Annotated in this window: 9 protein-coding genes; 4 read left to right on the top strand and 5 right to left on the bottom strand. The window is 35.1% G+C overall.

The features are described from left to right. Positions 1-185 precede the first annotated feature (185 nt). On the top strand, positions 186-1,151 hold the full coding sequence (locus tag AB3X49_RS13125) for a DMT family transporter (RefSeq protein WP_367962559.1): 966 nt from the start codon (positions 186-188) through the stop codon (positions 1,149-1,151). Positions 1,152-1,167: 16 nt separating this feature from the next. After that, a complete protein-coding gene (locus AB3X49_RS13120; protein ID WP_002030983.1) occupies positions 1,168-1,839 on the top strand; it encodes a GntR family transcriptional regulator in 672 nt (223 codons plus the stop codon). Between the two features lie 52 nt (positions 1,840-1,891). Here AB3X49_RS13120 and fbpA read toward each other — a convergent pair whose 3' ends face one another. Together fbpA and AB3X49_RS13110 are read right to left on the bottom strand one after the other, a co-directional pair. Further along, positions 1,892-2,062, bottom strand: a complete 171-nt coding sequence (gene fbpA / locus AB3X49_RS13115; RefSeq protein ID WP_002012091.1) for a Fur-regulated basic protein FbpA — start codon at positions 2,060-2,062, stop codon at positions 1,892-1,894. Between the two features lie 193 nt (positions 2,063-2,255). Beyond that, positions 2,256-3,155, bottom strand: coding sequence for a cation diffusion facilitator family transporter (locus AB3X49_RS13110; protein ID WP_002186194.1), 900 nt, complete (start codon positions 3,153-3,155; stop codon positions 2,256-2,258). A 268-nt stretch (positions 3,156-3,423) separates the two neighbouring features. Between AB3X49_RS13110 and AB3X49_RS13105 the strand changes: the two genes are divergently transcribed. After that, complete coding sequence (locus AB3X49_RS13105) at positions 3,424-4,497, top strand: beta propeller repeat protein (RefSeq protein ID WP_002193115.1); 1,074 nt, start codon at positions 3,424-3,426, stop codon at positions 4,495-4,497. 40 nt (positions 4,498-4,537) lie between these two features. On the opposite strand, the gene AB3X49_RS13100 is transcribed toward AB3X49_RS13105, so the two are convergent. After that, a complete protein-coding gene (locus tag AB3X49_RS13100) occupies positions 4,538-5,638 on the bottom strand; it encodes a DUF4179 domain-containing protein (RefSeq protein ID WP_002186196.1) in 1,101 nt (366 codons plus the stop codon). Next, on the bottom strand, positions 5,635-6,201 hold the full coding sequence (locus AB3X49_RS13095) for a sigma-70 family RNA polymerase sigma factor (protein WP_002012086.1): 567 nt from the start codon (positions 6,199-6,201) through the stop codon (positions 5,635-5,637). The genes AB3X49_RS13100 and AB3X49_RS13095 overlap by 4 nt, the downstream gene beginning before the upstream one ends. Positions 6,202-6,469: 268 nt before the next feature. Here AB3X49_RS13095 and asnB point away from each other — a divergent pair, with 268 nt between their 5' ends. Further along, positions 6,470-8,293, top strand: a complete 1,824-nt coding sequence (gene asnB / locus AB3X49_RS13090; RefSeq protein ID WP_367962553.1) for an asparagine synthase (glutamine-hydrolyzing) — start codon at positions 6,470-6,472, stop codon at positions 8,291-8,293. Between the two features lie 46 nt (positions 8,294-8,339). Here asnB and AB3X49_RS13085 read toward each other — a convergent pair whose 3' ends face one another. After that, a complete protein-coding gene (locus AB3X49_RS13085) occupies positions 8,340-9,167 on the bottom strand; it encodes a PP2C family serine/threonine-protein phosphatase (protein ID WP_002012083.1) in 828 nt (275 codons plus the stop codon). Positions 9,168-9,177: the final 10 nt, after the last annotated feature.

Below are 9,177 nucleotides of genomic sequence, written 5' to 3'. Positions count from 1 at the left end.
CCCTTAGCCAAGTCCCATTACAAGAAATTTTAAACACTAAATTTAACCATACACAAAAAAGAGATCCTCGTTCTTAATAAACAACCTTGCTTTTAATTAGAAATTTCAGTTTATTAACACTCCATTCTGTGATATATTGCATATTGTATCCAATATATTTTTTTGAAAGGAGGACTATATATCTTATGGAGCCACATCGATTAAAAGGAATTATTATGGTCATAATAGGCGCTTGTTTATGGGGGTTGTCTGGAACAGCCGCACAACAACTTTTTCAATACGAAAATGTTTCTACTGAATGGTTAGTTACAATCCGTTTGCTTATATCCGGTGCTATTTTGCTCATTATGTCATCATTCGGAGCGAACAAAAAAGAAATATTTGGAATTTGGAAACAAAAGTCTGATGCAAATAAGATAATTTTGTTCGGTCTTTTAGGCATGCTTGCTGTACAATACACGTACTTCGCTTCTATTAAAGAAGGAAACGCTGCTGTTGCAACTTTGTTACAATATTTAGCCCCTATATTTATCACTGTATACTTACTTTTCAAATGGAGCGTTCGTCCATCAAAAATTGATTATATTTCAATTACCCTCTCATTAGTAGGGACCTTTCTCCTATTAACAAACGGTTCTGTTCATAACTTAGCTGTATCTACACCTGCTATCATTTGGGGCATTTTATCTGGACTATCTCTTGCATTTTATAGTTTGTATTCAAAAGAATTGTTAGAAAAGTGGTCTTCATCCGTTATCGTTGGATGGGGGATGATCATTGGGGGGATTGGCGTAACGATTTTACACTTTATTTCCACAAACGAATTCATTTTATTATCAACTATGAAATATGTAAAACTAAGTACCCTCCCGCTCATTACATTTGTCGTCATTTTCGGGACACTCATCGCATTTTATTTATACTTAGATAGCATAAGATACCTTACGCCTAAAGAAACAACATTATTTGGCTGTACAGAACCACTCGCAGCTATTATTTCTTCTGTACTTATTTTGCACGTACCGTTTCAACCTTTTCAGTTATTAGGTGCTTTTTGTGTAATTGTAATGGTGCTCATATTAAGCCAAAAACCGGATAAAGGAAAACCAAAATTAAAGCTTGTTAATACGAAAAAGAAATATATACAATGAAAGGATTGAATTCACTATGCCTGTCCCTCAAAATTATAAAAAACCAGGAAGAGTTTCAGCAAAGTCACTCGTTTTAAATCAACTGCAAGATTGGATTATAGAAGGTGTTTTACGACCTGATGAGAAAATAAATGATGGGGAATTGGCAGAAGCACTAGGAGTAAGCAGAACACCTGTTAGAGAAGCTTTACAAATTTTAGAGCTTTCTGGATTAGTTGAAATGGTACCTGGGCAAAAAACGAAAATCGCGCCTATTAAGTTAGACGACGTATCTATCATTTATGAGACGATAGCTGGTCTTCACTCAATTATAGGAAAGCAAGCACTGCAAAAAGTTACAGACGCTGATATTAAACTACTTTCCGAGATAAATGATGCTTTTCAACAATCTATACATGAAAAAGATTCAAAAAAAGCTTTAGAACTAGATATACGATTTCACAATACAATTACTTCTATTGCTAAAAACCGATATATTGAACCTTTTCTAGAAAATATGCAACTTCACATTTTACGCCTTGAATATTTATTTTTCCAAAACTTCGTGCCTGCAAGTCAATCTATTAAAGAACATCACTCTATAATTCAAGCACTACAAAAACAGGATGAAAAACGAATGGAACAAATGATGTCTCAAAACTGGCTCCGTCCAATGAAAGAAATACAAAAAATAATTTCTATGAAATAATAAAGCTGGTTACACAAAAGTGTAACCAGCTCCTTCTTTAATAATCTATATGCTATGCCTGAATATTTGCGTAATCTTCAATATGCTCGTACTCTTTTTCCAATTCCTCTAAAGACAGCTCGTATAATTGTCGGTCGCGAATCTTAAACACCCCTGCTCCAATTAACTCATCAATTAAATGTCTCTTACGATTTTCAACAGCAAAACGGAGTTGACTACTCATCTTTTAAAAAACTCCTTTCTACGATCATTGAAAATGATAATCTTTATCAATTACCACTTTTGATTATAAAAGATAATTCTTAATAAGTAAAGTAATCTTATGAAATATTTACCTTACAAAGTATTTGTGGCCACATTATATATATGTATGCCACGCGAAAAATGTTATGACACTTTTTCATACCCTTTTTCTTTCATACTTTGCAAGTTGTCTCATTATGGTTAAATTCACCTTCTATTTCAACTTGAATGGTGACATGTTCTACATGAAATTTCCCCTTTAATACATCCGTTGCTTCTTTCAATACGCTTTGCGTTTCATTACCTTCGATAATAAGATGGCAAGTTAATACTTGAAAATCTGATGTTACAGACCATATATGTAAATCATGAACTTCTTTTATAATAGTAATATTTAATAATGTATTTTTCACCTCTTCAGCATCTATGTGCTGCGGTGCACCTTCCATTAATATATGAACTGTATCACGTGTTACACGCCATCCACTTATAATGACTAAAATAGACACAAGAATACTAGCAACCGCATCTGCAGCAGTCCATCCAAAAAATTTAATAAGTAACGCAGCAATAATCGCTCCAACTGAACCTAATAAATCGCCTAGTACATGTAAGAACGCACTTCTTAAATTTAAATTACCTTTCACATCTCCGCCTCTCATTAATATCCAAGCTGATACAATATTAATAAGCAGACCAAGCACAGCAATAATGAGCATTCCATTACTAGCGATTTCAACTGGTTCCTTAAAACGACGAATTGCTTCAATAAAAATATATACTGAAATGACAATAAGAACGACACCATTACATAATGCCGCTAACATTTCGACTCGCTTATACCCATATGTTTTCGCGGCCGTTGCCGTTTTTTCCCCAAGCTTGAACGCAAGTAAACTTAAAGCTAAGGATACTGCATCACTTAACATATGCCCTGCGTCAGACAATAGTGCTAAGCTATTTGTTACAAATCCGCCAATAACTTCAGCAATCATAAAGCTTGTTGTTAATAAGAAGGCAATTAATAACGCTTTTTTATTTTTTGAATGACCGTGATCATGTGAGTGTCCCATACAAATGCTCCTTTAAGTGCAATATCTGTATGTTAGTATGAAACACATTCCCTATCTTTATCCCCCATTAACGCCCGATAGTGAATGCTACTAATCCGTAGAAGATGAACAATACCCCACTGATTAAAGTTTCACTTTATCCCGCTTCCTCTGTATACAAACTTCGCTACTTTTCAAACAAGTCCTTTTTCTCAACTAAAAACAAGACTACTTCTTTTTTATTTTCATATTGTTTACTAATGAAAGAATTTTTAAGGGGGTTACAAAATTGAAACGACTATTTCTCTGCATGGAGCGTGAACTTGTTGTAGTAAAAGAACAATATGGTAACTATGAAACCACATATCATTTACAAAATATGCAACCTACCTGTATTGTGGTTGATCCATTCCAAACAAATCGTGTTTATTGCGGTACATTTGGACGAGGTTTATGGCTAAGTGACGATGGCGGGGATTCGTGGAGACCAATTGGAGATTCATATCGTTACTTTGATTTCCCTAAAGAGGATGGTATTTTACACTCTTCTATTACTTCTATAACGATAAGCTCAAATGAACAAGTTAACGGCTACGGCGTCGTTTATGTAGGTACAGAACCTAGTGCTTTATTCCGTTCAGAAAATGGTGGTGAAACGTGGACTGAACTTAAAAATATGAAATCATTATTATCTTCCTATACGTGGGCTTTTCCGCCTAGACCTTTTACCCATCACGTACGCTGGATTACAGTTGATCCAAACAATCCAAATACACTCCATGTTTCAATCGAAGCTGGTGCTGTTATTCAAAGTAATGATAAAGGGCATACATGGATTGATAAAAAATTCGGTGCTCCTATCGATGCTCATCAATTACTCATGCACCCTGAAGCCCCAAATCGCCTTTATGCATCATGCGGTGACGGATTTATGGGCGGACCTGATCGTGCATATCTTGAAAGTTATAACAGTGGAAACAGCTGGATCTCATGTAGTGACGGACTTGAGCATCATTATTTATACAGCATGGCTATCGATCCGGCTGATTGCGATACAATTCTCGTTTCTGCCGCACCAAGTGCCGACCTTGCTCATCACCGTATTCCTTATGAATCTTATATTTATCGGAAAACGAAAGATACTCCGTTCCAGCAAGTACAGCAAGGTCTACCATCTGCAATTGGTACAGTCATTTCGATGTTTGCTACAAATCCAGCCGAACCACATACGTTTTACACTTTAAATAACAATGGCATCTTTCAATCCACTGATAGCGGTGAAACGTGGGAACAACTAAACATTACATGGAAAGATGAGTATAAAACGCAGCATCCGCATGCGTTACTCGTTACTAATTCTTAACGAAAAAGAGACTGCCTAATGTTTTTAGGCAGTCTCTTTTTTATTTCTTTAAATCAATTACAATATCATCTAGAACAATATCTTTACTCTTCGCTTCTTTTTTCGGCACTTCAATTTTCTTCTCTTTTCCATTCACATATTCCACTCCACCATAATTTTCAGGTGTATGAACTCGCAAGTGTACACGAGGTGTAACGATAAGCTTTGTTGCATTTTCGTTCAACTTTTGGAATGTAGCACTCCATCGAATATTGTAAGGATCGTTGCCACTTCCCCCATTTCCTTCACCCGAATAATCATTCCCTAAATCATCCTTAACCGTCAATTCAACATCTACACTATCCCATTCTTTCCTCGCACCCTTAGAAACTTCTTGATTGTAATAAAGAATAAATGAAACCGGCGACATTGCGACCTTTTCCATATTTGCTTTTATACCTTCTTTTTCCGAACTTCCACCAATTGTTCTCTCTTTACTATCCATTGATTTTACAGTTAATGCGAAATTCCAATTACCTTGTATTGATTTTTTCCTATCTGGCATCTCTATTCCCTCTATATTCCATCTAAAGTTTACTTTGTCCTTTTTATTAATATCATGGTGCGTCGTTGTTACCATACCTACATACTTTTTTTCAGTAACTTTAGTCATTTTCCCACTTCCTGAACTACCATGAGCGTCCATTATATCCAATCCGCCTAATATAATAGGATCATCCCCTAAGTCTTGCTCACTTTCCAGTGAATACGTTATAGATAATGTTCTGCCATCAGAAATTACATCATTAATTGTAACCTTAACCCCATTACTCTCTCTCGTCATATTCAATTCAGTCGAAAACTCTTTATAATTTTCATATAGTCCTGTTCTACCATTATCTAAAAATCGGAATATATCACCTACAATTGGCAATCCTCCAGCATATGTAGGAAACCCGATACCAAGCGTTGCAACTGATAATCCTACTAAAATAGATGCAGCAGCGACACCCTTTTTCCAACTTTTCATCTTTTTCTTCATACGTATCGATTGTTTTACATTACGTTTTACTTTTTCTTTTTCAATTTCAGAAGCCTCAATTTCCTCAAGTTCTTTTTCATCTATATCAATGTCATTTAATAGTTCATAAATGTCTTTCATATTGCACTACCTCCAAAACTAATATTCGTAGCATTTTGTTGTAGTTTCTTTTTTCCCCGGTACACACGATTATCGATCGCCGCCCTGGTTAATCCTAACTTGTCACCGATTTCCTCTGTCTTCATACCGAGAAGATATTTCATAATGAACACCTTTTGATCTAACGGTTCTAATTGATTAATAAGCTTCAATAACTCTTCCCTATCTTCCATAACGATTAATTCATCTTCTGCCGATTTTTCTGTACTAATATGAAACTCATCTGAAATAATTTCTACTGTTCTAGTCGCTTTCCGGTAATAATCAATCGCCTTAAACTTTGCAATCGCTGCAATCCATTTTTTAAAATCATTCGGCTCTCCATGAAATTTATTTGCATTATTCCAAATGGAAAGAAATATATCGTTTACACATTCCTCTATGAGTCCATCATTTTGAACCGGTAGAAGAACTTTGTGCGTTATCCCCTTTATGAGCGGTAAGTATGTATCGACAACAAATTCTAGCGCATCTTCCTTCTGCCGCTGTAATCTTTTTATAAAATTTTTCTCATTTGATTTCATGTAGCGATTCCCCTTATTTTTTTGTAAAAGCTTTTACACCCTATATAACGTTTTGGAAATTTTTTTCTCTCATCTTTTTTATTTTTTGTATGTAATGGAATACTTTTCCTTAGCCATTGTCTCATATAAATATAAGCTTGAAGAAAATTTTCTCAAGTCTGTAATTCAATTAGTGTAGTACACTATTTATGCAGACACTCTTTAACCTAGTGTACATTTCATTTAATTAATCTACTTTTATAATTTTAAATTAGGAGATGAAATTTGTATGTGTGGAATTACAGGTTGGGTAGATTGGAAGAAAGATCTTTCAAATGAACATGTTATTTTAGAAAAGATGGCGAATAGTATTCAGCATCGCGGTCCTGATGCTGAAGGATTTTGGTTTTCTCCTCGTGCGGCCTTTGCACACCGACGTTTAATTGTTATTGACCCAGAAGGTGGGACGCAGCCAAAAACATTCCGTGCCGGTGATTATACGTATGCTCTTACTTATAATGGAGAAATTTATAATTTTCGTGAGCTGAGAGAGCAGCTTCAAAAATGTGGTCATGCATTTGAAACTCATTCAGATACAGAAGTGTTACTACATGCTTATTTAGAATGGAAAGAAGACTGCGTACAACATTTAAACGGAATTTTCGCTTTCGCCTTATGGGATGATCAGAAGCAACAATTATTTTTAGCACGCGATCATTTAGGTGTAAAACCACTTTTTTATACGGAAAGAAATGACAGTATTATTTTCGGATCTGAAATAAAAGCGTTATTAGCTCATCCATCTGTTCCTGCTGAAATTGATGCGGATGGAATAAATGAAATATTTGGATTAGGCTTATTTCGAACTCCAGGATGTGGCGTCTTTAAACATATTCAAGAAGTTCGTGCTGGACATTCTATAACATTCACACGTGATAAAAAAGTAGTTAAGAAGTATTGGAATTTAGAAAGTAAGATCCATACAGACTCTACCCAAGACACATCTTCTCATATTTTATCTATCTTACAAGATACAGTAAAAAGACAATTAATTGCTGATGTTCCCCTCGTTTGTATGTTATCAGGCGGATTAGATTCTAGTGGTATTACTGCACTGGCAGGTAAAGAATTTAGAGAGGAACACAAAACACTTCACACATATTCAATCGATTTTTTAAATAGCGCGAAAGATTTCGAAATGACATTTGCTCGAACTGGTCTAGATGCTCCTTGGGTAAAACGTGTTTCTGAACATGTAGGGACATCGCATCATGACATTATTGTGAATGCTGAAGAGTTAGCAAATCACTTATTCTTTCCCCTTCACGCGAAAGATTTACCCAGTGCTGGCGAAATGGAAACTTCACTTTATTTACTATTTTGCGAAATGAAAAAAGATGCAACCGTAGCTTTATCTGGAGAATCTGCTGATGAAGTATTCGGGGGATATCCTTGGTTTCATCAAGAAGAACTATTATATGTAGATAAGTTTCCGTGGTTAACAAACTGGAAAAACACATCTTCTCTATTATTAAACGACGTAACAACTCAATGTAATCCTGAGCAGTACATTAATAAACGATTCCATGAGGCTGCTCTTGAAGTACCTACTCTTGAAGGTGAAAGTAAAAAAGAAGCGAAACAGCGTCAAATGTTTTATTTATTTTTAACACGATTCCTTCCGTTCTTACTCGACCGTAAAGACCGTATGAGTATGGCTGTAGGATTTGAAGTTCGTGTACCGTTTTGCGATTATAGATTAGTTGAATATTTATGGAACGTTCCTTTCAACATAAAAAGTATTGATAATATTGAAAAAGGAATTTTACGTAGGGCACTGAAACCAGCTTTACCTGATGACGTACGAAATAGAAGAAAAAGCGCTTACCCTACTTCACAGGATCCACACTATTTACAAACAATCCGCAATTTAACGCTTGATATGTGCAGCAATAAAAACAATCCTGTTTTCTCACTCATTAACCATTCCATATTACTTGCAATTGCTGATCAAAGTAACAAAGAGATTACCAATTTTGAAGCAAGAAGTGCTATGGAGTATATGCTACAAGTAAATGAATGGTTGAAAACGTATCATATTCATATTGCTTAACAAAAAGGAGTTCAAGGACAAAAACCCTTGAACTCTCTTTCATTTATTAATTGGCACATTGTCTATTTTCAGTATCGATGGACCATCCAATAATAGTGGCACAATCTCTACCTTTCCACTGAAGTACATTTGTTAATACAGGCTCAATCTGTAAACAAGATCCGTCGTGTAATATTTCTACTAAAGATTGATCATCATCAAACTTTAGTTTATCACACTCTAAAATACCATCCGTTGCCATTACAATGTGATTCTGACCTTTTTCTAATCCCCTTACCCCTGATGTAAAACAAGGTGTATTCGCTGCAAAAACATTTTTTCTTCCTATATACTCATAGTTCTTACGCTTATTTAGCCTACCTTTTCCATTTTTCGTTTGCTCTGAATGGAATAAATACGCGAAGCAATCACCAACTGATAGCCAATATAAGAACTCGCCTTTTCGTAAACAAATTAAACATGCAAGTTCCTCATCATCTTGGTCACATTTCTCGATAAATAGCTCATCTGTAAATAACGCTAATAAATACATATGTGTATGATGAAATGCTAAATGGATTGGGTATGAAAATAACTCTTTTAGTTTTTCTTCTCTTTCTGAAATCGCTTCTATTATATAATGTATATTTTTCGTTTTATGATGTGTATCAAAAATCATAACAAATTCAAATTCTAATTTCGGATCCCACCAAGCTAGCACTGCATCTCCTCTTTCATATGCATCACTCTCTTGATTTCCTCCATATACGCCGACTGAAAGAGGACCACATTTTTCAACATGTATTTGATCTACATACATCTTTTCATGACTAATCCATTTAAATGTATTCACAGCTATCATCCTCTCTCTTGCTAAATGTATACCTTTACACATAGATTACCTT

This window comes from Bacillus sp. C30 (genome assembly GCF_040838255.1).
Lineage (GTDB): Bacteria > Bacillota > Bacilli > Bacillales > Bacillaceae_G > Bacillus_A > Bacillus_A mycoides.
The sequence above is the reverse complement of the archived record's forward strand: the minus strand, read 5'-3'. Positions and strand labels throughout refer to the sequence as shown.

What these genes read in the sequence shown, in the direction of transcription:
- AB3X49_RS13125 (WP_367962559.1), top strand. Translation starts at nt 186, where the DNA reads ATGGAGCCACATCGATTAAAAGGAATTATTATGGTCATAATAGGCGCT.
- AB3X49_RS13120 (WP_002030983.1), top strand. Translation starts at nt 1,168, where the DNA reads ATGCCTGTCCCTCAAAATTATAAAAAACCAGGAAGAGTTTCAGCAAAG.
- fbpA (WP_002012091.1), bottom strand. Translation starts at nt 2,062, where the DNA reads ATGAGTAGTCAACTCCGTTTTGCTGTTGAAAATCGTAAGAGACATTTA.
- AB3X49_RS13110 (WP_002186194.1), bottom strand. Translation starts at nt 3,155, where the DNA reads ATGGGACACTCACATGATCACGGTCATTCAAAAAATAAAAAAGCGTTA.
- AB3X49_RS13100 (WP_002186196.1), bottom strand. Translation starts at nt 5,638, where the DNA reads ATGAAAGACATTTATGAACTATTAAATGACATTGATATAGATGAAAAA.
- AB3X49_RS13095 (WP_002012086.1), bottom strand. Translation starts at nt 6,201, where the DNA reads ATGAAATCAAATGAGAAAAATTTTATAAAAAGATTACAGCGGCAGAAG.
- asnB (WP_367962553.1), top strand. Translation starts at nt 6,470, where the DNA reads ATGTGTGGAATTACAGGTTGGGTAGATTGGAAGAAAGATCTTTCAAAT.
- AB3X49_RS13085 (WP_002012083.1), bottom strand. Translation starts at nt 9,167, where the DNA reads ATGTGTAAAGGTATACATTTAGCAAGAGAGAGGATGATAGCTGTGAAT.